This is a genomic window from Myxococcus sp. AB025B, assembly GCF_006518215.1.
GTDB classification, from domain to species: Bacteria; Myxococcota; Myxococcia; order Myxococcales; family Myxococcaceae; genus Myxococcus; species Myxococcus fulvus.
The window spans coordinates 20,314-46,030 of the sequence record NZ_SRLW01000003.1 but is presented as its reverse complement, the minus strand read 5'-3'; the positions used below and the strand labels follow the sequence as shown (position 1 = coordinate 46,030).

The window sequence follows — 25,717 nt, the reverse complement described above, 5'->3', positions numbered from 1 at the left end:
GCACATTACCCGGAGCCTCGCGCTTTCCCCAAACCTCCCCGGTTGGGCGCAGTGCGTTATTCTCGACGGAAGTCATCCGGAAGTTTCCGGTGTCCGTACCAATGCCCGGAGGGGGACGGGGCGGGGCTGGCCGCCTTGTCAGCCCTGGAAGTCGCTTGTTATGGAAGCCGGCACCTGGTTCGTCGAGGTCTACCCCACCGCATGAGCACTCCCCGCTGGTCCCTTCCGAGGGGCATGACCCTGGTCTCGCTGCTGTTCACCCTCGGGTGCAGCGAGAGCGACTACGTCCGGCTGTATCACAGCGAGGCGCGCGCCCCGAGCTACACGGTGGAGGACGTGGAGTCCCTGAAGCACATGGGCGCCACCTTCGTGGATCAGGGGGTCAACTTCGCCCTCTACTCGGAGAACGCGACGCGCATCGAGCTGCTCCTGTTCGACGACCCGGAGGTGAACTCGCCCTCGCGCACCTATCCGCTCACCCGCTATGGGGACGTGTGGAACGTCTACGTGGAGGGCGTGGGCCTGGGCCAGCACTACGGCTTCCGAGCCTGGGGGCCCAACTGGGAGTTCGACCCGCGCTGGTTCCCCGGCTCCATCCACGGCTTCCGCGCGGACGCGGATGTGTATGGCAACCGCTTCAACCCGAACAAGCTCTTGACGGACCCGTACTCGAAGGCGCTGCACCGCGACCACGACTGGAGCAAGGGCAGCACCGCCAGCGGCCCCGCGCGCAACGAGGTGACGTACGCGGCCTCCGCCAAGAGCGTGCTGGTGCAGAGCGGCTACCAGTGGGGCGAGCTGGAGCGGCAGTATCGCGCCAACCGCGAGGACGAGCAGTGGGCGGGCCACAAGTGGCAGGACCTCATCGTCTACGAGGTCCACGCCAAGGGCTTCACCGCGGACCCCGCAAGCGGCGTGCGCTTCCCGGGCACCTACCGGGGCATGGGCGAGAAGGCCGACTACTTCAAGGACCTGGGCATCACCGCCGTGGAGCTGCTCCCCATCCACGAGAAGCCGCTGGATGGCGGCTACTGGGGCTACCAGACCATCAACTTCTTCGCGCCGGAGGTCTCCTACGCCGCGCACAAGCTGCCCCACCAGGTCATCGACGAGTTCAAGTGGATGGTGGAGGAGCTGCACAAGCGCGACATCGAGGTCATCGTCGACGTCGTCTACAACCACACCGGCGAGGGCGGGCTGTGGCGCGAGAAGCTGGAGTCCGACGACGTGCTGCCCGGTGAGCCGCTGGACTCGCTGGACCCGGCGGAGGTCGCGGGCCTGTACTCATTCCGCGGAATCGACAACCAGGCGTACTACGGGCTCAACGGCGACCGGCGCACGTACTGGAACAACACGGGCGTGGGCAACCAGACGCGGCCCAACCACCGCCCCATGCGCAAGCTCATCATCGACAGCCTGCGCTTCTACGTCGAAGAGCTGCACGTGGACGGCTTCCGCTTCGACCTGGCGCCCATCCTCGGCGAGAGAGATCAGGACTACAACCGCTGGGACGACCCGAAGAACACGGTGCTGCAGGAGATCATCGACGACCCGGTGCTCCAGAAGTACAACACCCGCATCATCGCGGAGCCCTGGAGCGCGGGCGGCTGGTACTGCATGCCCATGGGCGAGTTCCCCAACTCGCTCACCCAGCCGGGCAACGGCTGGTACGAGTGGAACGGCCGCTTCCGCGACTGGTGGCGCGCGTTCATCAACCGCGACGACTGGAAGCTCAACTCCAACGAGGGCTCGCTGTGCGGGCGCCCCGGCTCCGCGGACGGCGCCTTCCTGATGTACGGCAGCAAGGAGTGGTACGTGCGCAACGGGCGCCGGCCGTACCACTCGATGAACTTCATCACCGTGCACGACGGCTTCACGCTCTACGACTTGTTCGCGTACGAGGTGAAGCAGAACAAGTGCGGGCCGCTGAACCCGGTGTGCTGTGACACGCCCAACAGCCCCTTCTGCGACAAGGTCAGCGGCGAGGACCACAACCGCTCGCGCAACTGGGGCCCCATCGGCGACGCGCGCGCGGAGAGCATGCGCCGGCAGATGATGCGCAACGCCTTCATGGCGATGATGGTCAGCCACGGCACGCCGATGATTCTCGGCGGCGACGAGTGGATGCGCACGCAGCTGGGCAACAACAACGCCTACTCCACGCGCGCGGACAACCCCTTCAACTGGTACCAGTGGGGCGCGTACCTCGCGCGCGACGAGCGCCACCGGATGTACGAGTTCGTCAAGGCCGCCATCCGCCTGCGCAAGGAGCACGCCTACGCCTTCGCGCCGCCCGACTACGAGAAGGGCTCGCCGCTGGTGTGGAAGAGCGCACAGAACAGCGAGGAGGTGGGCTGGGACACCAAGCAGCTGATGATGCACTACCCGGACACGACGCACGGCCCGGAGCTGGTGGTGCTCATCAACATGGAGCCGCGCGCGGTGGAGTTCACCCTGCCGCCCGGGCGTCAGTGGAAGCGGCTCATCGACACGCAGGCGTACTTCGACAGCCCCGAGTACCTGTCCGCCACGGGCCTGGACCCGAGGGCCACGGGCAACTCGTGGCTGGACGCGCCGTCCCCGGTGACGGGGGCGACCTACGGGGTGCCGGAGCGGACCATCGTCGTCCTGCGCGCGGAGTAGGGGCAGGCAGGCGAGGTGCGCTATAAGCGGGGCCCGTCCATGCGAGTCCTGCCAGCGCGCCTCGGCGCCCTCCTGTTGCTCCTCATCCCGCTCGTCACCCTGGCCGACGCCACGAGGGACCGCTTCGGCGCCGCGGGCTACTTCCGCATCATGACCCGCCCGGACTTCTCGGGCGGCTCCGGCCAGCTGGGCTACTACTGGCTCTACGGCCGGCTCCTCAACGAGAGCCCCTACGGTGAGCTCAACCTGCGCCTGGACGTGCTCCAGGCCGCGCCGGGCTCCGACGAGGTCTGGGCGGAGGTGCACTCGCGCTTCTCCGGCACCTCGTTCCGCTCCGCGGACCCGGGCAACGGCTCGTTCCTCAACTTCCGCGCCGACTACCTCTTCGTGCGCGCGGGCAACATCCTGCTGGACCGCGTGACGTGGCAGCTGGGCACGCTCGAGGACCGCTGGAATGACTTGCACATCTACGACCAGCGTCCGGCGACGCTGCTCTGGGACACGGTGGGCCTGTCGGGCACGTACCAGGGCGACCGCTACGACGTGCTGCTCGCGGTGGGTGACAGCGGCTACACGCTCAGGCCCCAGAAGTACAACACGGTGCTCACGGGCGCCGCGTCCTTCCGCTACCGGCTGATTCCCGGGCACCTGGAGGTCGGCCTGCGCGGCCAGCTGGGCTACGAGCCCAAGGTGCGGGGCAACCGCAACGCGCTCTACCGCTCGGAGTACGTCAACTACGAGGACTACGTGCGCCGGGAGGTGGTCCAGCGCTACTTCGAGGCCAACCCGGGCCTGGAGGACTACCTGGTGCCGGACCTGGCGCCCAGGAGCGCGCTGTCCTACCGCGCCATCGGCTACGTGGGCTTCGGCGGGCTGGGGCCGCTCATCTGGGACAACCTCTACCTCACGTTCGAGAAGAAGCACCCGGACCAGGCGTACACGGAGCGCTACCGCAACCGCGACTGGACGGTGTTCATCGCGGACCAGACCGACGAGCGCTACGAGGCGTCGCTCGGCAACGAGGCGTACATCAAGCTCATCCCCGACAAGCTCGAGGCGCTGTGGGGCGTGTGGCTGGGCTACGCCTACAACAACGACAACGCCATCAAGCCGGGCGACGACGACCGCATCATCGCGTCCACGGTGGTGCGCCTTCAGTACTTCCTCACCGAGCGCGTGCACCTCCTGATGGAGACGAGCATCGCTCGCGAGAAGAGCCAGAACGGCAACGCGTACCGCAACCACGTGGACTCGGTGTTCACCAGCACGCGCGGCATCCCCGACGCGCGCGGCCTGGAGTTCGGCGACAGCGACACGCGCGACACGTGGCAGGGCAAGGTGGGCGTGGTGCTCAACCCCACCGGCCGCGGCATCTACGCGCGCCCCAGCCTGCGCCTGTTGTACGGCTTGCAGTACTCGTCGCAGCACGCGGCGTTCGGCAACTCGTTCGTGGACAGCCTGAACCAGTACAACCAGTACGTCGGCCCCGAGCGCCACTGGCACTCGGTGGTCGCCATCGAGGCCGAAGGATGGTTCTGAGACAGCGGTGGTTGTGGTCCCTCGTCCTCGCGCTGGTGGCCTCGGGCTGCCTGAAGCGGCAGGGGCCTCCGGTGCTGGCGCCGGAAGGGACCGTGGTGGCGGTGGCGTACATCCGCGACGACGCGCGGCGCGGCGCGGTGGCCAACGTGCCGGAGGGCGTGCGTCAGCGCGTGGCGGAGGTGCTGGCCAAGAGAAACCTCCAGGCGCGTGAGGTTCCCTACGACGAGTACGCCGCCGAGTTCGCGAAGGTGACGGACACGCAGCGCCGCTTCGCGATGCTCAAGGCCCGCGCCGGAGACGCGCCGCTGCTGCTCCTGGTGGAGACGCGGGTGACGTTCTTCGGGCAGGTGGGCGGGCGCTTCTCGTGGGACGTGTACGTGAAGACCACGGCCAACCGCGCCACGTCCTCGCTGGAGGCCACGAGCGACTCGACGGACTACGGCGCCGCGCTCCAGTTCGACCAGCAGCGCGAGGATGACGCGCAGCTGGAGGTGGCCCGGCAGATTTCGGGGCAGGCGGGCGCGCTGTTCGACTCGTTCCTCGCCTCGCCCATGCTGGTGCCGTCCACGGACGGTGGCCCGGGACTGGTGCCCGGTCTGTCGGCGCCCGCCGGAGAGGGAATCGAGCCGGGCACGAGCACGCCCACCGAGCCGCCTCCGCCGCCGAAGCCCGAGCAGCGGCCCGAGCCCAAGCCGTACCGGGGTGAGTGGACGCCGCCGGAAGGGGACGCCATCTACTTCGTGATGGTGGACCGCTTCGCCAACGGGGACGTGAAGAACGACGGGGTGGTGGATGCGAAGGACGCGCAGGCCTTTCACGGCGGAGACCTGCGTGGCGTCATCGACCGACTGGACGGGCTCAAGGCGCTCGGTGTCCGCACGGTGTGGCTTTCACCCGTCTTCCAGATGCGGACCGACAAGTTCTACGGATACGGCGCCTTCCACGGCTACTGGGTGGAGGACTTCGGCCGGGTGGAGCCGCGCTTCGGTGACGAGGCCCTGCTGAAGGAGCTGTCCGCGGAGCTGCGCCGCCGCGACATGCGCCTGGTGCTGGACGTGGTGCTCAACCACGTGGGCCCGGAGACTCGGCTCACGCGCGAGCAGCCGAAGTGGTTCCACGGGCTGGGGCCCATCGAGAACTGGAGCGACTCGCGCGAGCTGGTGATGCGCGACGTGCACGGGCTGCCGGACCTGGCGGTGGAGCAGGAGGAGGTCTACCAGCACCTGCTCTCGCACTCGCTGAAGTGGGTGGACACCGTGAAGCCCGCGGGCTTCCGGCTGGACGCCGTCAAGCACCTGCCCATGGACTTCTGGGCCCGCTACAACGACGACCTGCGCGCGCACGCGGGCAAGGACTTCCTGCTGCTGGGCGAGCTGCTCGACGGCGACCCGGTGCTGCTGGCGCGGGTGAGGAAGGAGGGCCGCTTCGGGACGATGTTCGACTTCCCGCTGGCCTTCGGTCTGGTGGATGTCTTCTGCCGGGGGCGCTCGCCGGCGCACCTGGGGGCCATCCTGTTCAATGACCGCTTCCATTCGTCACCGCAGTCGCTGGTGACGCTCCTGGACAACCACGACCTGCCCCGGGTGATGAGCGAGTGCGGCGGGGACGTGGAGAAGGTGAAGCGGGCGCTGGCGATGCAACTGCTGGCGCGCGGCGTGCCGTCGCTGACGTACGGAGTCGAAGAGGGGCTCACCGGCGCCAAGGAGCCGGAGAACCGGGGCGACATGCGCTTCACGCCGGACCATCCGCTGCGCGCGTGGATCACCCAGCTCCTGGAGTTGCGACGGGGCAGCGAGGCCCTCCAGCGTGGCGAGACGATGGTGCTCGCCGCCCGGGAGGACCTCTTCGCCTACGCGCGCGTGACGCCGGATGAGGCCGTCTTCATCGGCATCAACACCGGGACGAAGGCCCGCTACGTGTTCCTGCCGCACGAGCTGAACACGACCCGGTACTCCGTCTACCATTATTCCGTTCACCTGCCCGCGCTCGACCAGCCCATGATGCCGCGCGAGCTCGTGTTCCTCCCCGCCTCGTCCGAGTACTCCCTTGTCCTGATGCTGCCGAACCAGGTGACGGTGGTGTCGCTGAAGCCTCCCGAGGCGGGTCGCTACGCGGCCCTGGCGGAGCTGGCGCGCCGGCAATGGCGGGGTGAGGGCGCCCGGCGCACGGTGGTGTTGGAGACTGAGGACCCCACCGTGCGGGTGGTGGGCGGCGGCCCGGAGCTGGGCGACTGGCGGCCCGAGCGCTCGCTGGGTCCGCGAGACGGCGTCATCACACTCTCCCTGCCCGTGGGTGGGGTCTTCGAGTACAAGCTCGTCCGGGACCAGGGCTCGGGGAAGTTCTCCTGGGAGGGCGGCCGCAACCGCCTCCTGTTCGTCCCCGACCACAACTATGGCGACGCGCGCGCCGAAGACCCCCTGCGGGTGCGAGTGACCTGGGAGAATCGCTCCGACGACCCGGGACCCTTCCTCCTGCGCTGCCCCCTGGCGATGCACGATGCGTGCATCGATTGAATGAGAGCCTGACGTGAACGACCGACTCCTCCGCGCCGCGCGCCGCCAGCCCACCGACACCACGCCCGTGTGGCTCATGCGCCAGGCTGGCCGCTACCTGCCCGAGTACCGGGCCATCCGCGGCAACATCGCCTTCCTGGACCTGTGCAAGCATCCGGACCTGGCCGCCGAAGTCACGGTGCAGCCGGTGACGCGGCTGGGCGTGGACGCGGCCATCATCTTCTCCGACATCCTCATCCCCGTGGAGGCCATGGGCATCCACCTGGAGCTGGGGGACAAGGGGCCGCACTTCCCGACGCCCGTGCGCACCGCGGCGGACATCGACAAGCTGGGCGTGCCGGACCCCGTGGAGGGCACGGGCTTCGTGGCGGAGGCCATCCGCCGCACGCGCAAGGCGCTCAACGACTCGGTGCCCGTCATCGGCTTCGCGGGCGCGCCCTTCACGCTGGCCGCGTACATGGTGGAGGGCGGCGGCTCCAAGAGCTACATCCTCATCAAGCGGCTGATGTTCGAGCAGCCGGAGCTGGCGCACCGCCTGTTCGGCAAGCTCACCGACACGCTCATCCCGTACCTCAAGATGCAGGTGGAGGCGGGGGCGAGCATCGTTCAAATCTTCGACTCGTGGGGCGGCGAGCTGTCGCCGTGGGACTACGAGCGCTTCTGTCTGCCGTACCTGACGCGCATGGTGTCGGAGCTGAAGGCCACGGGCGTGCCCGTCATCGTCTTCGGCGTGGGCATGTCCACGCACCTGCCGCTGCTCAAGCGCACGGGCGCGGACGTGGTGGGCCTGGACTGGACGCTGCCCATGGACGAGGGCCGCAAGGTGCTGGGTCCGGACGTCGCCGTGCAGGGCAACCTGGACCCCTTGCACCTGTTCCTGCCGCGCGAGGAGCTGGAGGGCCGCGTGAAGGACATCCTCCTGCGCGCGGGGCCCGTGGGGCACATCTTCAACCTGGGCCACGGCATCCTCCCGCCCACGGACCCGGAGGCCGCGAAGTTCGCCGTCGAGGCCGTGCACCGACTGGGCACGGCGCTGCGTCAGGGCACGCTCAAGCCGTAGCGGTTTCCCGCACGTCGGCGTGGTTCCTCCACGCGCGCGGACGTAACCGGACACGCCACAGTTCGCTCGGACTGTGGCGTGGAATGTCTCGCCGCGAGGTCCTCGAGCGGCGCGTCATCCTCTGACGGACGGGAGGGCATGGCGGTTGCTCAGTGGCCGGCCGCGGCGCGCCCTTCCTTCTTCTCGACCTGGAGTTCTCCGACGTGGCCTGGCGCGGCCGAACCCGCCACACCCCGAGGAACTCCATGTCTTCGCCTCATCCCCGAGTCCACTTCAGCACCGTCTTCAGCATGCTCGCCCTCCTGGCTGTCACCTGGGGCGGCGCCGCGCGCGCGCAGACCTTCACCCACGGCATCGCGGACAACTTCGCCGCGCCGACCGAGCCGGTGTCGCCCAGCACGGGCATGCTCAACTACATCGCCGCGAACTACACCTATCCCGGCTCGCGTCCGTTCGACGACATGAGCATCGACCGGTGGTTCGCCACCACCTTCACCAACCTGCGCCGGCTGGGCCCCATCTGCGGCGCCACGCTGCGCATGGTGGTGCGCAACGGTGACACCAACGACTCCATGGGCCTGCTCTTCATGGGCCCCGCGGGCACTCAGCTGGCCACGGGCTGGGGCGCGTCGCTGGCGAGCCTGGGCATCCCGCTCTACGGCTCCGGCACCGTCTCGCTGAACCTGGCCGCGCTGCCCGGCGGCGTGAACCTCATCCCCACCCTCAACGCGCAGGGCTTCGTGGATGTCTTCGCCCAGGATGACTCGGCGGTGGACTTCGTCACGCTCGTCGTCACGCAGTGCCGCGTGGACGTGTACTCGAAGGACAACGGCGGCGACTTCGGCAACACGCCGACGGTGGACCCCATCTGGGTGAGCCCGGACATCCGCGTGTGCCAGAACGCCGGCTGCGTGGGCCACCAGAACCCGGAGTTCGGCCAGACGAACTACGTCTACGTCACGCTGCGCAACAACGGCCCGCTCGTGCCCGTGGGCAACACGGCCAGCGGCACGCTGCACGTCTACTACACGGGCTCGGGTGGCGCGGCGCTGTGGCCCATGGACTGGGCGCCCATCGGCTCCATCTCCGTGGGCAGCATCGCCCCGGGCGCCAACGTGGAGGTGATGGTGCCGTGGAATGGCGTGCCCGCGCCGGGCCACTACTGCCTGCTGACGCGCTGGGTGTCCTCGCAGGACCCGATGACGCTGGTGGAGGCGACCAACTCCAACACGCTCAACAACACGCGCTGGAACAACAACCTGGCGTGGAAGAACGTGAACGTCGTCAACCTGTCGCCCTTCGCGCCCGTGCGTGACTTCGACTTCCGCGTGCGCAACCTGCTGCGCGACAGGCCGAGCCTGGCGCACCTGGAGATCCGCAACGGCGACGTGGACCTGCCGTCCTTCCTGGAGCGTGGACAGGTGCTCGTCACGCTGCCCTCCGAGCTGTGGGACCGCTGGGGCCACGAGGGCCAGGGCTTCGAGGTGGTGGGCGAGCAGACCGTGCGCATCGTCAATCCACAGGGCGCCCGGCTGGACGGCCTGTGGCTGGACCCGGACGGCGCGCACCACGTCAACGTGCGCTTCGTCTCGCAGGGCACCGCCGTGGAGCAGGGCCGCTTCGCCGTCGAGGTGGTGCAGCACTCGGCCAGCCCCGAGCAGCCCGACAAGGTCGAGGAGGCGGGCGGTGTCCGCTTCGACATCGTCCTGGGACCGCAGGCCGACGGAAAGAAGTAGCGAAGGCGTATCCCTCGCGTGAGTGAGGGACGACTGAAGCACACGGGGCGGAGGACTCACCCCCTCCGCCCCGTGGCTCCCTCGCCGGAGGAGGGAGCGCGCGCCAAGTGCTCGCGGATTGACTCTTGAGTCAACAGAGGGTTGACGCGCCGCATCAGCGCTCATTAGAAGTGCCCCACTCGACGTCCAGGAGGGTGAGGCACACATGGCAAGCCAGAAGCGCAACAGTCACCGGAGGGTGGCCATCGTCCGGGGGCTGCGGACGCCGTTCGTGAAGGCGGGCACGGTGTTCTCCGGGCTCACCGCGCTGGACCTGGGACGGATGGTGGTCCAGGAGCTGGTGCAGCGCTCGGACCTGGACCCGAACGTCATCGACCAGCTCGTCTTCGGGCAGGTGATTCCGACGCTGACGGGGCCGTCCATCGCGCGCGAGGTGGTCATCGCGGCGGGGCTGCCGCTCCAGATTGAAGCGGCCACGGTGACGCGCGCGTGCGCGACGTCCATCCAGGCGCTGACGACGGCGGGCAACGCGATTGCGCTGGGCTACTCGGACGTGGCCATCGCCGGAGGCACCGAGGCGATGTCGGACCCGCCGGTGTTCACCAGCCGGCCCCTGGCGCACGCGCTGGCGGCGGCGTCCAAGGGGCGCTCGCTGGGCGAGAAGCTCAAGCCCTTCCAGAAGCTCAAGGCGCAAGATTTGGTGCCCGTGCCGCCCGCCATCGCCGAGTACTCCACGGGCCTGTCCATGGGGGAGAGCGCGGAGAAGATGGCGAAGGAGAACGGCATCTCCCGCGAGGAGCAGGACCGCATCGCGCTCTCGTCGCACAAGAACGCGGCGGCGGCGTGGAAGGACGGCCGCTTCGACGACGAGGTGATGCACGTGTCGGTGCCGCCGAAGTACGAGCAGACGGCCACGCGCGACAACATCATCCGCGAGGACACCAGCCTGGAGGCGCTGGGCAAGCTCAAGCCGGTGTTCGACCGGAAGTACGGCACGGTGACGGCGGGCAACGCGTCGCCGCTGACGGACGGCGCGGCGGCGCTGCTGCTGATGAGCGAGGAGCGGGCGCGGGAGCTGGGGTACGAGCCGCTGGGCTACCTGCGCTCGTATGCGTACGCGGCCACGGACCCGGGCGACCAGCTGCTGCAGGGCCCGGTGTACGCGGTGCCCACGGCGCTGGCGCGCGCGGGGCTGAAGCTGTCGGACATCGACCTCGTCGAGATGCACGAGGCGTTCGCCGCGCAGGTGGCGAGCAACCTCCAGGCGCTGGCGTCGAAGAGCTTCGCGAAGAAGGCGGGCTGGGCGGAGCCGGTGGGGGAGGTGGACCGCGAGCGGCTGAACGTGACGGGCGGCTCCATCGCCATCGGTCATCCCTTCGGGGCGACGGGGGCGCGCATCGTCACGCAGGCCCTCAACGAGCTGAAGCGTCGGAACAAGAACACGGTGATGTGCACCGTCTGCGCCGCCAGCGGCCTGGGCGGCGTGGTGGTCCTGGAGCGTGCGTGATGGCCATCCAACTCGAAGAGCTTCAGGCGAAGCAGGGCTTCTCCCTCCAGGTCGAGGACGGCGTCGCCGTCGTCACGTTCGACCTGCCGGACTCCGCCGTGAACACGCTGAGCCCGGAGGTGGGCGCGGCGTTCTCCCGGCTGCTGGAGGAGGCGGAGCGCGAGGCCGACGTGAAGGCCCTGGTGTTCATCTCCGGCAAGAAGGACAGCTTCGTCGCAGGGGCGAAGATTGACTACCTCCAGACGCTGAAGACGGCGGAGGAGGCCACCGCGATGAGCCAGCAGGGGCAGGCGGGGTTCGACCGGCTGGAGGCCTTCCCCAAGCCTGTCGTGGCTGCCATCCACGGCGCGTGTCTGGGCGGCGGGCTGGAGTGGGCGCTGGCGTGCCACTACCGCATCGCCACGGACAGCCCGAAGACGACGCTCGGTCTTCCGGAGGTGCAGCTGGGCCTGATTCCGGGCGCGGGCGGGACGCAGCGGCTGCCCGCGCTCATCGGTGCGCAGGCGGCGCTGGACCTCATCCTCACGGGCAAGAACGTCAAGCCGGCGAAGGCCCGCAAGCTGGGCATCGTCGACGAGGTGGTGCCGGTGCCCATCCTGCGCGCCATCGCGGTGCGGCGCGCGAGGGAACTGGCGGCGGGCACGCTCAAGCCGGTGCGCGCGCACGGCCAGGGCCTGAAGTCGGTGGGGCAGAAGAAGGGGCTCGCGGGCTTCTTCCAGGGGCTGGCGAACAAGGAGCTGTGGGCGGAGGTGGCGCTGGAGGACAACCCGCTGGGGCGCAAGGTCCTCTTCGATGCGGCCCGGAAGCAGCTGCTCAAGAAGACGCGCGGCAAGTACCCCGCTCCGGAGAAGGCCCTGCGGGTGGTGCGCACGGGCCTGGAGTCCGGGCGCGAGGCGGGGCTGGCGGCCGAGGCGAAGGCGTTCGGCGAGCTGGTGATGTCGGACGTCTCCAAGCGGCTGGTGGAGGTGTTCTTCGCGACGACGGCGCTGAAGAAGGAGAACGGCACGTCGGACGCGAGCGTGAAGCCGCGCGAGGTGAAGAAGGTCGCGGTGCTGGGCGGCGGGCTGATGGGCGGCGGCATCGCCTACGTGGCCGGCGTGCTGCAGGGCGCGCAGGTGCGCGTGAAGGACAAGGACGACGCGGGCGTGGCGCGCGCGCTCAAGCAGGTGCAGGGCATCCTGGACGAGCGCGTGAAGAGGCGCTCGCTCACCTGGCGCGAGGCGGCGGCGAAGCAGGCGCGAATCACCGCGGGCACCGACTACAGCGGCTTCAAGTCGGCGGACCTGGTCATCGAGGCGGTGTTCGAGGACCTGAAGCTCAAGCACCGCATCCTCGCGGAGGTGGAGGCCGTCACCGGCCCCGACGCCATCTTCGCGTCCAACACCTCCAGCATCCCGATTACGGAGCTGGCCAAGGGCAGCAAGCGGCCCGCCCAGGTCATCGGCATGCATTACTTCAGCCCGGTCAACAAGATGCCGCTCTTGGAGATCATCACCCACGCGGGCACGGCGGACCAGGTGACGGCCACGTGCGTGGAGGTGGGGCGCAAGCAGGGCAAGACGGTCATCGTCGTCAACGACGGGCCGGGCTTCTACACCTCGCGCATACTCGCGCCGTACCTGAACGAGGCCGCGTACCTGCTGGCCGAGGGCGCGGACATCGCCGCCCTGGACAAGGCGCTGGTGGAGTTCGGCTTCCCGGTGGGGCCGATGACGCTGCTGGACGAGGTGGGCATCGACGTGGCCCACAAGGTCAGCCCCATGATGGAGGCGGCCTTCGGCAAGCGCATGGTGGCGCCCAAGGCGCTGGACGGCGTGGTGGCCGACGGCCGGCTGGGCCGCAAGAGCCAGAAGGGCTTCTACCTCTACGAGAACGGAAAGAAGAAAGAGGTGGACCCCACCGTTTACGGCCTGTTGCCGCACGGCAAGGAGCGCAAGGGCTTCGACGCCTCGGAGATGGCGGAGCGGCTGGTGCTGCAGATGGTGAACGAGGCCATCCGCTGCCTGGGCGAGGGCATCCTCCGCAGCGCGCGCGACGGCGACGTGGGGGCCATCTTTGGCCTGGGCTTCCCGCCGTTCCTCGGCGGTCCGTTCCACTACGCGGACGCGCGGGGGCTCTCGGAGGTGCTGCGCAAGCTGGAGCACTACCAGGACAAGCTGGGGGAGCGCTTCACGCCCGCGCCGCTCCTGGTGGAGATGGTCAAGGAAGGCAAGACGTTCTACCCGCGCTGAGGCGTGGGGTCCCGCCGCTCCGGTGCTTGACCGGGGCGGCGTTCTGGGACCAGCCTGCCGGCCGAATGGCCCGCTCCGCGTCTCGCACCATCGCCCTGGTCGTCCTGGTCGCCGTCCTGCTCTGCAGCGCCGCCGCCGCGGCCGGGGCGTGGCGCTACTTCCACAAGAATCCGCAGAACCCCGTCGTGCGGCTCGACGAGTACGTCACCATGGGGTGGGTGGCGTGGGATTCGAGCTGGTACATGCGGATTGCCCAGGACGGCTACCAGTACACCCCGGGCGAGCAGAGCTCGGTGGCCTTCTTCCCGCTCTACCCGCTGCTCATCCGCGCGGTGGAGACCCTGGGGCCCAACGTCTACCAGGCGGGGGTGCTCATCACGCTGCTGTGCGGTCCGCTCGCGCTGGTGATGTTCACGCGCTGGGCCAGGCTGCTCGCGGACGAGGACACCGCGCTCAAGGCGGGCCTCTTGATGGCGATGTACCCGTTCACGATGTACTTCTACGGGGCCATGTATTCGGACGCGCTGTTCGTCCTGCTGGTGGTGACGTCCTTCGTGCTCCTGGAGAAGGGGCACCTGGGGCCGGCGGTGCTGGTGGCGGCGGTGGCCACGGCGGCACGGCCCGTGGCGCCCGCGGTGGTGCTGGGACTGCTCGTGCGCAGGCTCGAGTGGAAGCACGCGCGGGGCGAGAAGTGGACCGCGGTGGACTTCCTGCCGGTGCTCTCGGGGGTGGGGTTCGGCTGCTACATGCTCTACCTGTGGCACCAGTTCGGAGACCCGTTCGCCTTCGTGAAGGTGCAGGGCGCGGCGGGGTGGGCGCAGACGCCGGGGTGGAGGACGTGGCTGAAGGTGTCGTGGTTCGAGCACGTGGTGCTCAACCCCACGGACAAGCGCGAGGCGTTCCGGCTGGCGGCGCACGCGTTCTTCACGCTCCTGGCGCTCGCGCTGGTGTGGCCCACGCGCAAGCTGCTCGGGTGGGGGTACGCCGTCTACGTGCTGGCCATCGTCGGGCTGCCCGCGTGGTCCACGAAGGACTTCATGGGGATGGGGCGGTATCTGCTGTCGTCGTTCCCTGTGTTCCTGACGGGGGCGATGCTCTTGCGTGAGCGGCCGCGCGTGCTCCAGGGGGCGCTGGCGGTGGGCGCGGTGTCGTTGCTCGTGTTGTCGTGGGCGTTCGGCGCGGACTACTACATCTCATGAGCACGCTCCTCGACGAGGCCCTCGCGCTGTACTCCCGGCTGCCCGCGGCCGAGCGGTTCCACGTGCATGCGCGCGCGTCGTCGGCGCCGCTGCTCGCGGTGGTGGAGCGTATGCCCGCCGGTGGCACGGTGGCGGACATCGGCTGTGGACACGGGTTGTTGTCCGCGCTGCTGGCGCTGTCGGACCCGAAGCGGGAGGTGCACGCGGTGGACCCGGACCCGCGCAAGGTGGGGTGGGCGCGCGAGGCGCTCGCGGGGCTGCCGCGGGTGAGGCTGGCGGAGGGGACGGTGGAGGAGGTGCTGGCGCCCGCGCTGCCGGGGAGGTGCGAGGCGGCGGTGGTGTGCGACGTGCTCTATCTGTTGCCCGAGGAGAAGTGGCCCGGCTTCCTGCGCACGACGCGCGGGCTGCTTCGCCCCGGTGGGCGCCTGTTGTTGAAGGAGGTGGAGGGGGATGGCTCCTGGAAGCACCGCAAGGCGCTGGCGCAGGAGTGGGTGATGGTGTCGCTCCTGGGGCGCACGAAGGCGAGCGGGGGCATGGTGCTCAAGCCTCGCTCGGCGATGCGAGCGCTCTTGGAGGACGCGGGCTTCACGGTGCGCGAGGTGGTGGACCTGGGACGTGGCTACACCACACCGCACGTGCTCTACGTCGCGGAGGCGAGTGCTCCGTAGTCGCTGGGGCCTCACGGTGCGCGAGGTGGTGGAGTCGTGGCGTCGGGCGCCACGACGTCCTGTGTGCGCTACGTCCGCGGAGGCGGAGTCCCCTCGGCGGGCACAGGGGCGAGGTGAATACGCCGCGCCGTAGAGCGCCATCGCACCGAGGCGCGCGTTGCTCATGCGAGGTGGCTGCAACGCGCGCAACCATGCGCAGCGGAGGCGCGGGGCATCCACGCCATCGCACGTGCGCTACGTCGGGGAGGCGAGCGTCCCGTAGGAGTGGAGCTGGATGCCTCGCTCGGCGAGCCGCGCCTTCACTCGCGCGCTGGTGAGCGCCTCCAGCTCCGCCTGCCAGGCGTAGGTCCACGCCGGGTCCTCGGGCACCTGCGGTGTGCCCTCTCCGGGGTGACAACCCACCTCGAAGTCGCCCGCCGGCATCGCGTCCAGCACCGTCAGCAGCGCGGCCTCATCCAACCGGCCCGCCTCGAACACGCCGCCCGCGCTCACCCTACGCACGCCGTGCCGAGCCCGGGGCGCCGTGCGCGCCAGCACCGTGAGCAGCGTCGTCTTCAGCGCGGGGCCCGGCGTGCGCAGCCACCGCGCGCGGGGCAGGGCGTCCGGCCAGCGCACGGGCAGCTTCTCCCTCGCGGCCATCGCCTCGACCAGCGGCCGGATACCGGGCAGCAGGTGCAGGTGCTGATGCCCGTCCAGGTGGTCCACCTCCACGCCCAGCTCTCGCGCGCGTCGAAGCTGCGACTCCAGCTCCAGCTCCACCTCCGCGCGCCGCACCTTCCCCGTCAGCCACGCCTTCGCGAACTCCGCCCAGCTCGCCCGCAGCCGCCCGTCCGGCGCCACCGTGGGGACCTGGTGAGCGCCCGCCGCGGGCTCGAGCCGCGTGGACAGCGCCAGATGCAACCCCACCGCGAGCCCCTGCCCACGAGCGCGCGCCGCCGCCTCGGGCGCCGTCGGCCCCATGGCGAGCAGCGTGGCGCTGGTGACGATTCCCTCGCGGTTCGCGCGCAGGATGCCCGCGTCCAGGGACGGGTGCAGCCCCAGGTCATCCGCGTTGACGATGAGGCGCCGGGGCCGCGTGCTCACGGACGACTCAGCCCCGCGCCGAGCGGCTGTTCGCGGTGCGCAGCGGCTGCACCGACGGCGGCAGGCGCACCGGCTGCGACGGCGGCGCGGGCGTGCGCGTCTCCGGGTAGAGCTTCACCAGCTCCTTCACCATCTTCACGATGACCGACGGCGAGGCCAGCGTGGACACGCCACGCGTGCGCGGGAAGTAGTCCACGCCCATCTGGAACACGCGGAAGCCCTTGCGGATGGCCTTCACCACCAGCTCCGCGTCGATGAACGAGCCCTGGCTCTTCAGCTCCATCGACTCCAGCACCCGCCGGTGCATCACCTTGAAGCTGAAGTTGACGTCCTTGATCTGGATGTCGAACAGCGCCCGGATGAGCATGTTGTAGACGAACGAGTAGACGATGCGCTTGGGGCCCTCGCTCGTGCGGTCGAACCGGAAGGCGCAGATCATGTCCGCCTCCAGGTAGTCCATCAGGTGCAGCGAGCGCTCCAGCTCCCGCAGGTCCCACGGCAGGTCGATGTCCGAGTAGACGACGATGTCCTTGGTCGAGGCCGCCAGCCCCGTGCGCATCGCCCCACCCAGCTTCAGGTTCACCGGATGGTTGATGACCCGCAGCTGCGGAATCCGCTTCGCCATCCCTTCCGCAATCTCCTGCGTGCGGTCCGTCGACGCGTCGTTGACCACGATGATCTCGAAGTCGTCCGTCAGCTGCGGCAGCGCCTCCAGCGCCCGACTCACCGCCCGCTCCACGTAGTCCTCCTCGTTCCATGCGGGGAGGAAGAGGCTGATGCTGGGGTACTTGGCCACGACGGACCTCGATGCTCGGAGAAGGGGATTCCGGGCGGCTCGGTAGCAAGGCCCGGGTCCTAAATCAATCAGGGGGCTCCCACTCGCGAACACCCCTGTGCTACCGTGGAATCACCATTTTACGGGGACACTGTGACCTCTAGGCCTCATACCCTGCTGGTGGTGGATGAAGCGGAGTCAACCCTGGCCCGCCTCGCGAGGGCCCTCGGTCCGGAGGACTACTGCCTCCGTCTGATTTCCCCGGGCCCGGAGGTGGGCCGGCTGGCGAGGGAGGTGGACCTGGTGGTGTGGGTGGGCGGAAGACAGGTCACCGGTGACTGGCTCGACAAGCTGCTGGGCCAGGAGGGCCCGCCAGGTCCTCCGGTGATGGTTCTGACCCCCCGGGAACCTCGCGAGTCTTGGCTGGAGGCGCTCACCCGCGGCGCCGAGGTCATGTTCGACCCATGGGACGTGGAAGAATTACGGGCGCGGGTGGCCCGGTGCCTGACGGTCCACGCCCGATTTTCGCAGCTGTCCAACCAGGTGGGTGAGCTGCAGCGGCTGTCCTCGACGGACGGGCTGACGGGGGTCCACAACCACCGCCACTTCCAGGAGCGGCTGCGCGAGGAGTTCCGCCGGGCCCAGCGCTACGACGACCCGCTGTCGCTCATCCTCATGGACCTGGACCACTTCAAGCAGGTCAACGACAGGCACGGCCACACCACGGGGGACGGCGTCCTGAGAGAGGTGGCGGCGGCCCTCCAGCAGAGCGTGCGGGAGACCGACCTGGTGGCCCGCTACGGAGGGGAGGAGTTCGCCGTCCTGCTGCCGCGCACCCACCTGACGGGCGCGCTCACCGTGGCGGAGCGTGTGCGCAAGGACCTGGCGACCCTGCAGGTAGGGCCCCAGGGCTCGCTCCGGGTGACGGCGTCACTGGGCCTCTCCAGCTTCCCACACCGCACGGTCCTCAGCCCCGAGCAGCTGCTGCTCACCGCCGACGAGGCCCTCTACCGGGCCAAGGCGGAGGGCAGGGACAGGGTCTGCCTCCACTCTCAAATGCCCCTGTTGCCGCCCAATCCCTCGCAGGGCGAGTGACCTGGGTCAAAGACCCTGGGGTCGTCTTGACCCACAATGGTATGGGGAGTCTAGGATGACCCCGCTCCTCGATTGTCGGGGAGTCGAATCATCCCGTGATTCCATGGGTTTGCGGCGCCCCACCGGCTGGCAGACACATTGCAAATGTCATGGGACGGAAACAATCCCATGGGCCCCCTCGCCGCACAGATAACCCAGACGGAAGCAGCGCCGCGCGGGCGGCTGCTGCTCGTGGACGACGAGGAGAACATCCTCAAGTCCATCCGGCGGGTGCTGCGCCGGGGGGACTGGGACATCGAGACGGCGACGGACGCGGAGCAGGCGCTGCGCACGGTGGAGGCGTTCCGCCCCGAGGTCGTCATCTCCGACTTCCGGATGCCGGGCATGAACGGGGTGGAGTTCCTCACCCGGGTGAAGCAGCAGGAGCCGCGCGCCCAGCGCATCATGCTCACCGGCCAGGCGGACCAGCAGGCCATCGAAGAGGCCATCAATCGCTCGGAGATCTTCCGCTTCATCTCCAAGCCCTGGAACGACAGCCACCTGGTGCTGACGGTCAAGAGCGCGTTCGAGCAGTACGCGCTGCAGGCGGAGAACGAGCGGCTGTACCGGGTGACGACGGCGCAGAACGCGGAGCTGAAGCTGCTCAACGCGGACCTGGAGGAGCGCGTCGCCCAGCGCACGCGGATGCTCAGCCAGGCCAAGCGCGAGTGGGAGCTGTCGTTCGACTGCATGGAGACGCCGCTGTGCGTGGTGCGCGGGCGCGACTTCGCGGTGCGGCGGGCGAACCTGGCGTACGCGCACGTGGCGGGGCGCTCCATCGAGCAGATTCCGTCCGACATGGCCTGCTACCGGTATCTCTTCGGTCGCAACGAGCCGTGCACGGGCTGCCCGTTGCCGGCGGCGATGGAGAGCGGCAAGGGCGCGCGCGGAGAGGTGCAGCAGGGGGGCAGGACGTACGTGGTGGCCGCCTACCCCATGGCGGGGGACGAGCGGGTGGTGTGCACCTATCGCGACGTCACCGAGGAGCAGGCGATGACGCGCCGGCTCATCGAGACGGAGAAGATGGCGGCGGTGGGGCAGCTGGCGGGGGGCGTGGCGCATGAAATCAACAATCCGCTGGGGGGCATCCTGGCCTTCGCCCAGCTCATGTCCCGCGACGCGGGCCGCAGCGACGCGGACCTGGAGTCCCTGGGGCTGATTGAAGAGAGCGCGCTGCGGTGCAAGCGCATCGTCGAGAGCCTGCTGAAGTTCAGCCGGCACAGCCGCGTGGAGGACCGGCGGCTGTTCGACTTGTCGCGGTGCGTGGAGGACGCGGCGGTGCTCTTCCGGGCGCAGCTGAAGACGACGCCGCGCGCGGAGCTGTCGCTCGATTTGAAGGACGGGCTTCCGAAGGTTTATGGCGACCCGGGCACGCTCGCGCAGGTGGTGTTGAACCTGCTGCAGAACGGCCTGCAGGCGCTTCCAGAGCGTGTAGGCCAGCTCAAGCTGGAGACGGGCCGTGAGGGTGACCGCTGCTTCTTCGCGGTGACCGACACGGGGTGCGGCATCGAGGAGAAGCACCTGCCGCGCATCTTCGAGCCCTCCTTCACCACCAAACCCCCCGGTGAAGGCACCGGGCTGGGCCTGTCCATCGCGTACCGCATCGTCCAGGACCACGGGGGCAGCTTCCACGTCGACACCCAGGTGGGCGCCGGCTCCCGTTTCACCGTCTTCCTGCCCATTCCCCTGCAGCTCGAGAGGTTGCCGTGAACCAAGTCAAGCGCGCCAAAGTCCTCGTCGTGGATGACGATTCGGTCGTCCTCAAGGCCGTGACGCAGATTCTCCAGCGCGAGGGCCACCCGGTGGTGGCCATTGATGACGCGGTGGAAGGTCTGACGGCGGCCAAGGACCCGACCATCGACGTCGTCGTCCTGGACATCAAGATGCCGAACCTGTCCGGCATGGACCTGCTCCGCGGCATCAAGGCCGAGCGTCCGGACGTGGAGGTCATCATGATGACGGCCTTCGCCACCGTGGAGACGGCGGTGGAGGCGGTGAAGGCGGGCGCGTACGACTACCTCACCAAGCCGTTCGAGAACATCGACGAGGTGAGCCTCACGGTGGCCAAGGCGGCCGAGCGCAAGGCGCTCAAGGACCGCACCCGCGCGCTGGAAGAGGCGCTCACCGTGCGCAGCCAGTTCGAGGACCTCATCGGCCAGTCGCCGCAGATGCGCTCGGTGTTCAAGCTGGTGGAGACGGTGAGCCACTCCACGGCCACGGTGCTCATCCAGGGTGAGAGCGGCACGGGCAAGGAGCTGGTGGCGCGCGCCATCCACTACCGCAGCTCGCGCAAGGACAAGCCGTTCGTCGCCGTCAACTGCTCGGCGCTGACGGAGACGCTGCTGGAGAGCGAGCTGTTCGGCCACGTGAAGGGCAGCTTCACGGGCGCCACGGGCAACAAGAAGGGCCTGTTCGAGGCGGCCGACGGCGGCACCATCTTCCTGGACGAGATTGGCGACGTGCCGCCGGCGACCCAGGTGCGTCTGCTCCGCGTCCTCCAGGAGGGCGAGGTCAAGCGGGTGGGCGCCAACGAGCCGGTGAAGGTGGACGTGCGCGTCATCGCGGCCACGCACGTGGACCTGTCGCGGGCGAAGGAGCAGGGCAAGTTCCGCGAGGACCTGTTCTACCGGCTCAACGTCATCACCATCGACCTGCCGCCGCTGCGGGACCGTCCGCAGGACGTGCCGCTGCTGGCGCACCACTTCCTGAAGCTGTACGCGTCCAAGGCGGACAAGAAGGTGACGGGCATCTCCCCGCGCGCGATGGAGGCCCTGACCTGCAACCGTTGGACGGGCAACGTGCGCGAGCTGGAGAACGTCATCGAGCGCGCGGTGGTGCTGACGGGCAATGACGTCATCGACGTGGAGGATTTGCCGCCCGGCTTCCAGTCGGCGCCTCAGGCCGACTCGGCGGTGGAGGTGTTCAGCCTGGCGCACCTGCCGTACGCGCAGGCCAAGCGCCTGGCGATGCGGGCGTTCGAGCGGCGCTACCTGTCGGCGCTCCTGGAGAAGAACAACCAGAACGTCTCCAGCGCGGCGCGCGCCGCGGGCGTGGACCGCTCCAACTTCCGCCGGCTGCTCAAGCAGTACGAGGTGGCGGGCCGCTCCATGAAGCCGCGCGTCCTCAAGGACGACGAGGGCGCTGAGCCGCTCGAGGCCGCGTCGTAGTCGCGACGGGACGAACTGGATGAACTCCTGGCGCTGGTGAGGGACTCCCTCACCGGCGCCTGTTCGTTTCGGAGGGCTGGTTTCTCGGGAAGTGGGGACTCCTGGCTCGGAAGAGCCTTACGAAGTGGCTCTTTTGAGCCCTTGAGCCCCCAGCAGGTCACTTCTCTGGCAACCACCAGAGTTGATTGCCGCTGCGGAGTGTCTTCTCCAGCCACGCGCCGAAAGAGGGGGCAATCTCTTCCACCCTTCGGGGGAAGGCCTCGTGCCATGCATCAAGGATGCGGTACGGCTTGCCGGGCCGGGCCACGTCGATGAGGTTGTAGTCGGAGTCCCCGAGATAGATGAGCGTCCACCAGGACGAGGCGCCCATTGCGTCGTCGTCCGTACCTCGCATGGCCACGCGTGCGCGCCGGATTTCCTCGAGTGGGAGGATGCGAAACTTCTCGTCCGGGCGAGGCTCGAACAGGGTGGCCCCGTCGAAGCACGAGTAGAAGGCGCGCAGGTCGTCATCAAGGCGCCAGCCGACCCGGGCCTCGAACGCGGCAATCTGCCTGGGTGTCGCCGGGGCATTGGGAAAGTGGCTGGCCGCCACCTCTTCGAGTAGCGCGCGCATGTGTCAGTCCGAGTATGGCCGGTCCGGGCCCGGGGTGCGCCAGCGGGGATGGCCCGCGTAGCACTGGGGGTAGGCCTCGTTGATGACCTGGTGGACTTCCGGGTGCATGGGCAGCACGTTGTTGCGTGCTGTCGGATGCCCTCCGTGGAGCAGGTCGTGGATATGGTGGCCGGGCCAGTTATCCCCACCGGGGATACGCGGCCATGCTCCGAACTCCTCGGTCCAGGCGTTGCGGTAGCCTTGTCGCGCGCCATTCCACACACGTCGGAGTGCGGACGCGTCGGGCACTTCCGCGTAGTCGCAGCAGCAGTGGGTGATGGCAAGCCGTCCGCCGGCTTCCGCCGGAAGCAGGAGGAATCGGCCGCGCCAGTCGCCCTTGATGTCCGCGAGCCAGATGCACCCTTTGAGGGTATGGCCTTCGCCCGCGCACCGCGCCTCGCAACGACGCCAGAACGCGGCCGAGCAAGACCAGGGGCCGTAGTAGATGCTTGTCGTGAGTTGACCCCCACCGGGGCCGGGCACCGGGGGGCCGACCCACTTGGCGGATGCGGGTGGGCCAACTGCTCCAACTGTCGCGGAGCCGCATGCGGATGACAGAAGCACAAGGAGTAGCGCGCACAATCGCCGACGCATTGAAACGAGTTTAACCAGTATTCATTGGGCGTGAGAAGCTCTGCTCACGGACGCGACCCTGACGGAGTGGAGCCGCGAAGCGCCCTCGCCACCGTCCTCCGGGGACGTCTCGTAAGCGCACCTCTGAAAGGCTCACTCGCCGTCTTCACCCGGTTCGCGTGTCCTCTCCGCGAGCTGGCGCTGGATGTCCTCGTACCGCTCCGCCAGTCGCGCCTCCTCGCCGTTGCGAGTCGGCGTGTAGAAGCTCCGTGAGCGCAGCTCGTCGGGCAGGTAGTCCTCGGGGACGTAGTTGCCCTCGAAGTTGTGCGGGTACTTGTAGCCGCCGCCGTAGCCCAGCGACTTCATCAGCTTCGTGGGCGCGTTGCGCAGGTGCATCGGCACGGGCAGCGCGCCCTCCTTCGTCACGGCCTCGCGCGCGGACGTGTACGCCGTCAGCACCGCGTTCGACTTGGGCGCCAGCGCCAGGTACGTGACGGCCTGCGTGAGCGGCAGCGTGCCCTCCGGCAGGCCCACCAACTGGAACGCCCTCAGCGCGTCCACCGCCACGCTCAGCGCGCGCGGGTCCGCGTTGCCGATGTCCTCCGACGCGAAGATGACCATGCGCCGGAACAGGAAGATGGGGTCCTCGCCCGCCTCCAGCATCCGCGCCATCCAGTACAGCGCCCCATCCACGTCACTGCCGCGCATCGATTTGATGAAGGCGCTGATGACGTTGTAGTGCTCCTCGCCGCCCTTGTCGTACAGCAGCGTCTTCTGCTGGAGCGCCTCCTCCGCGGCCTTGCGGTCCACGTGTGCCCCCGCATGCGCCGCGGCCACCTCCAGCCCCGTCAGCGCCTTGCGCGCATCCCCGCCCGCCGACGCCGCCAGGAACTCCAGCGCGTCGTCGTCCGCCGTCACCCGTCCTCCCAACCCGCGCGTGTCCAAGAGCGCTCGACGCAGGAGCGCCACCAGTTCCTCGTCCTCCAACCCGCGCAGCGTGACGACCCGACAGCGAGACAGCAGCGCCGCGTTCACCTCGAACGAGGGGTTCTCCGTCGTCGCGCCGATGAGCGTCACCGTGCCCTTCTCCACGTGGGGCAGCAGCGCGTCCTGCTGCGCCTTGTTGAAGCGGTGGATTTCGTCGATGAACAGGAACGTCCGCTGGCGATGCAGGTTCCAGCGCTCCTGCGCCCGCGCCACCGTCTCGCGGATGTCCTTCACCCCCGCGAGCACCGCCGACACCGAATCGAACGCGGCGCCCGTCGAGCGCGCCACCAGCCAGGCGAGCGTCGTCTTGCCCGTGCCGGGAGGACCCCAGAGGATGAGGCTCGGGACCTGGTCCGCCTCTAGCGCCCGACGCAGGAACCGGCCCTCGCCCGTGAGGTGCTCCTGACCGACGAACTCATCCAGGGCGCGCGGTCGCATGCGCTCGGCGAGGGGCGCCCGGCGGGCCTGCTCCTGCTGTCCTGCGTGTTCGAAGAGGTCCATGGACGCCTCAAAGCTAGCGCCCCGGAGGCGGGCCTGCCGGGGCGTCTGTCCGGTGGGCGGGACCTTCGATAATTCAGGGGAGCGCCCGGGCGCCTGGCTGGATTATGAAGCAGGCTGCGTGCAGACCCTCGTCATCGTCGCGAAGAAGGACAACCCCGAGGCGGTGGCCCTGGCGTCCCGCATCCGCGAGACCTACCCGCACCTCACCGTCCTGGGAGACCGCTCCCTGGCCCACGAGCTGGGCTGGCCCCGCGTGGAGGACCGCGAGCTGGCGTCGCGCGCGGACCTCACGGTGGTGCTCGGCGGGGACGGCACCCTCATCTACGCGGCGCGGCTGCTCGGCGGACGCGGGGTGCCCATCCTCGGCGTCAACCTGGGCAGCCTGGGCTTCATGACCGAGGTCCCCGTCGAGGAGCTGTTCACCACGCTGGAGGAAGTGCTCGCGGGCCGCTTCCAGGTGGACTCGCGCATGAAGCTCACCTGCCGGCTGATTCGCGGCGGACGCGTGCTCATCGAGGACGAAATCCTCAACGACGTGGTCATCAACAAGGGCGCGCTGGCGCGCATCGCCGACCACGAGACCTCCATCGATGGTGTGCCCATCACCACGTACAAGGCGGACGGCGTCATCCTCGCCACGCCCACGGGCTCCACCGCGTACTCGCTGTCCGCCGGCGGCCCCATCGTCCACCCGTCCGTGGACTGCACGGTGCTCTCGCCCATCTGCTCGCACGCGCTCACCCAGCGCTCCATCGTCGTGCCCGCCGACCGCACCATCCGCATCACCCTGCGCAGCGAGACGGCCGACACGTACCTGACGCTGGATGGCCAGACGGGCCACGGCCTGCAGGGCGGTGACTGCATCGAGGTGGTGCGCTCGGCCAACCGGGTCAACCTGGTGCGAAACCCGCGCGTGGCCTACTTCTCCATCCTCCGGCAGAAGCTCCACTGGGGCGAGCGCTGACGGACGCTCCGTGTTCCTGTTCCTCTCGAAGGTGCTGGACCTGTTCCTGGCGCCGCTCACCTGGGCGCTGCTGCTCATCCTCGTGAGCTGGCTGCCCCGGCTGCGCCCCGCGCTCGCCCGAGGGCTCCTCGTCTCCGGCATCCTGGTGCTCTACGTCTTCTCCACCGAGGCGATGTCCACGCTCTTGACGTACCAGGTGGAGGAGGGGGCCCACGACACGTTCCAGCCCGGCGAGCCCTACGACGCCGTCATCGTCCTGGGCGGAGGGCTGGACCCCTCCGCGACGGAGCGCTCGGGGCGGCTCGAGTTCAACGCCGCGCCGGAGCGCATCCTCCGGGGCTATGACTTGATGCGCGAGGGACATGCCCGCTTCGTGCTCATCTCCGGCGGCTCGCTGGACCCTCGCCCCACGGCGGTGGTGGAGGCGGACGTGCTCTCGCGCATGCTCCAGGACTGGGGCATCCCCGCCGAGCGCATCGTCACCGAGGGCAAGAGCCGCAACACGCGCGAGAACGCGGTGGAGTCCGCGCGCATCATCCAGGAGCGCGGCTGGAAGCGGCTGCTGCTGGTGACGAGCGCGGCCCACATGCCCCGGGCGCAGGGGTGCTTCGCCGCGGTGGGCCTGCGCCCGGACACGCTGCCGGTGGACGCGAGGATGCCGGCCTTCCGCATGGGCCGGCTCGGGTGGCTGCCCCGCGCCGGGGCGCTGTCGCAGAGCACGGACGTGCTCCGGGAGCTCGCGGGGCGCGTCGTCTACCGGCTCCGGGGTTGGACTTCGCCCTGAC

General features: G+C 69.2%; 18 protein-coding genes. 14 read left to right on the top strand and 4 right to left on the bottom strand.

Annotated features, from left to right (window positions below):
- Positions 1 to 234 precede the first annotated feature (234 nt).
- From FL311_RS01005 to FL311_RS00965, 9 genes are all read left to right on the top strand, one after another.
- On the top strand, positions 235 to 2,643 hold the full coding sequence (locus FL311_RS01005) for a glycogen-debranching protein (protein WP_141322916.1): 2,409 nt from the start codon (positions 235 to 237) through the stop codon (positions 2,641 to 2,643).
- A gap of 39 nt (positions 2,644 to 2,682) precedes the next feature.
- Positions 2,683 to 4,182, top strand: coding sequence for a carbohydrate porin (locus tag FL311_RS01000; RefSeq protein WP_141322915.1), 1,500 nt, complete (start codon positions 2,683 to 2,685; stop codon positions 4,180 to 4,182).
- Positions 4,173 to 6,695, top strand: a complete 2,523-nt coding sequence (locus FL311_RS00995; RefSeq protein WP_141322914.1) for an alpha-amylase family glycosyl hydrolase — start codon at positions 4,173 to 4,175, stop codon at positions 6,693 to 6,695. The genes FL311_RS01000 and FL311_RS00995 overlap by 10 nt, the downstream gene beginning before the upstream one ends.
- Positions 6,696 to 6,708: 13 nt before the next feature.
- Entirely contained in the window at positions 6,709 to 7,755 is a 1,047-nt protein-coding gene (gene hemE, locus FL311_RS00990) for a uroporphyrinogen decarboxylase (protein WP_141322913.1), read from the top strand.
- Between the two features lie 245 nt (positions 7,756 to 8,000).
- On the top strand, positions 8,001 to 9,491 hold the full coding sequence (locus FL311_RS00985) for a hypothetical protein (RefSeq protein WP_141322912.1): 1,491 nt from the start codon (positions 8,001 to 8,003) through the stop codon (positions 9,489 to 9,491).
- A 205-nt stretch (positions 9,492 to 9,696) separates the two neighbouring features.
- Positions 9,697 to 10,998: an acetyl-CoA C-acyltransferase FadI gene (fadI, locus tag FL311_RS00980; protein WP_141322911.1), complete on the top strand. Its 1,302-nt coding sequence runs from the start codon at positions 9,697 to 9,699 to the stop codon at positions 10,996 to 10,998.
- On the top strand, positions 10,998 to 13,229 hold the full coding sequence (gene fadJ, locus FL311_RS00975; RefSeq protein ID WP_141322910.1) for a fatty acid oxidation complex subunit alpha FadJ: 2,232 nt from the start codon (positions 10,998 to 11,000) through the stop codon (positions 13,227 to 13,229). The genes fadI and fadJ overlap by 1 nt, the downstream gene beginning before the upstream one ends.
- A 65-nt stretch (positions 13,230 to 13,294) precedes the next feature.
- Positions 13,295 to 14,428 carry a mannosyltransferase family protein gene (locus FL311_RS00970; RefSeq protein ID WP_141322909.1) on the top strand — a complete coding sequence of 378 codons (1,134 nt, stop codon included), beginning with the start codon at positions 13,295 to 13,297 and terminating at the stop codon, positions 14,426 to 14,428.
- On the top strand, positions 14,425 to 15,096 hold the full coding sequence (locus tag FL311_RS00965) for a class I SAM-dependent methyltransferase (protein WP_141322908.1): 672 nt from the start codon (positions 14,425 to 14,427) through the stop codon (positions 15,094 to 15,096). Before FL311_RS00970 ends, FL311_RS00965 begins: the two co-directional genes overlap by 4 nt.
- A gap of 234 nt (positions 15,097 to 15,330) precedes the next feature.
- Here FL311_RS00965 and FL311_RS00960 read toward each other — a convergent pair whose 3' ends face one another.
- Complete coding sequence (locus FL311_RS00960) at positions 15,331 to 16,179, bottom strand: carbohydrate deacetylase (RefSeq protein ID WP_141322907.1); 849 nt, start codon at positions 16,177 to 16,179, stop codon at positions 15,331 to 15,333.
- A gap of 7 nt (positions 16,180 to 16,186) precedes the next feature.
- The gene (locus FL311_RS00955; protein WP_141322906.1) at positions 16,187 to 16,975 is read right to left on the bottom strand and encodes a glycosyltransferase family 2 protein; all 789 of its coding nucleotides are present in this window, start codon (positions 16,973 to 16,975) and stop codon (positions 16,187 to 16,189) included.
- Positions 16,976 to 17,107: 132 nt separating this feature from the next.
- On the opposite strand from FL311_RS00955, the gene FL311_RS00950 reads away from it, so the two are divergent.
- The 3 genes from FL311_RS00950 to FL311_RS00940 all read left to right on the top strand — a co-directional run bounded on the left by FL311_RS00950 (position 17,108) and on the right by FL311_RS00940 (position 21,255).
- Positions 17,108 to 18,049, top strand: coding sequence for a diguanylate cyclase (locus FL311_RS00950; protein ID WP_223745341.1), 942 nt, complete (start codon positions 17,108 to 17,110; stop codon positions 18,047 to 18,049).
- A gap of 168 nt (positions 18,050 to 18,217) precedes the next feature.
- Positions 18,218 to 19,798, top strand: a complete 1,581-nt coding sequence (locus FL311_RS00945) for an ATP-binding protein (RefSeq protein WP_141322904.1) — start codon at positions 18,218 to 18,220, stop codon at positions 19,796 to 19,798.
- The gene (locus FL311_RS00940; protein WP_141322903.1) at positions 19,795 to 21,255 is read left to right on the top strand and encodes a sigma-54 dependent transcriptional regulator; all 1,461 of its coding nucleotides are present in this window, start codon (positions 19,795 to 19,797) and stop codon (positions 21,253 to 21,255) included. The genes FL311_RS00945 and FL311_RS00940 overlap by 4 nt, the downstream gene beginning before the upstream one ends.
- A 157-nt stretch (positions 21,256 to 21,412) precedes the next feature.
- Here FL311_RS00940 and FL311_RS00935 read toward each other — a convergent pair whose 3' ends face one another.
- Together FL311_RS00935 and FL311_RS00925 are read right to left on the bottom strand one after the other, a co-directional pair.
- Complete coding sequence (locus FL311_RS00935) at positions 21,413 to 21,868, bottom strand: SMI1/KNR4 family protein (protein WP_141322902.1); 456 nt, start codon at positions 21,866 to 21,868, stop codon at positions 21,413 to 21,415.
- 765 nt (positions 21,869 to 22,633) lie between these two features.
- Positions 22,634 to 23,968 (bottom strand): replication-associated recombination protein A, encoded by a 1,335-nt coding sequence (locus tag FL311_RS00925; protein WP_141322900.1) that lies wholly within the window; start codon positions 23,966 to 23,968, stop codon positions 22,634 to 22,636.
- A gap of 118 nt (positions 23,969 to 24,086) precedes the next feature.
- Between FL311_RS00925 and FL311_RS00920 the strand changes: the two genes are divergently transcribed.
- Positions 24,087 to 24,932 (top strand): NAD(+)/NADH kinase, encoded by an 846-nt coding sequence (locus FL311_RS00920; protein WP_141322899.1) that lies wholly within the window; start codon positions 24,087 to 24,089, stop codon positions 24,930 to 24,932.
- A 10-nt stretch (positions 24,933 to 24,942) separates the two neighbouring features.
- Positions 24,943 to 25,716, top strand: coding sequence for a YdcF family protein (locus tag FL311_RS00915; protein WP_141322898.1), 774 nt, complete (start codon positions 24,943 to 24,945; stop codon positions 25,714 to 25,716).
- Position 25,717 lies beyond the last annotated feature (1 nt).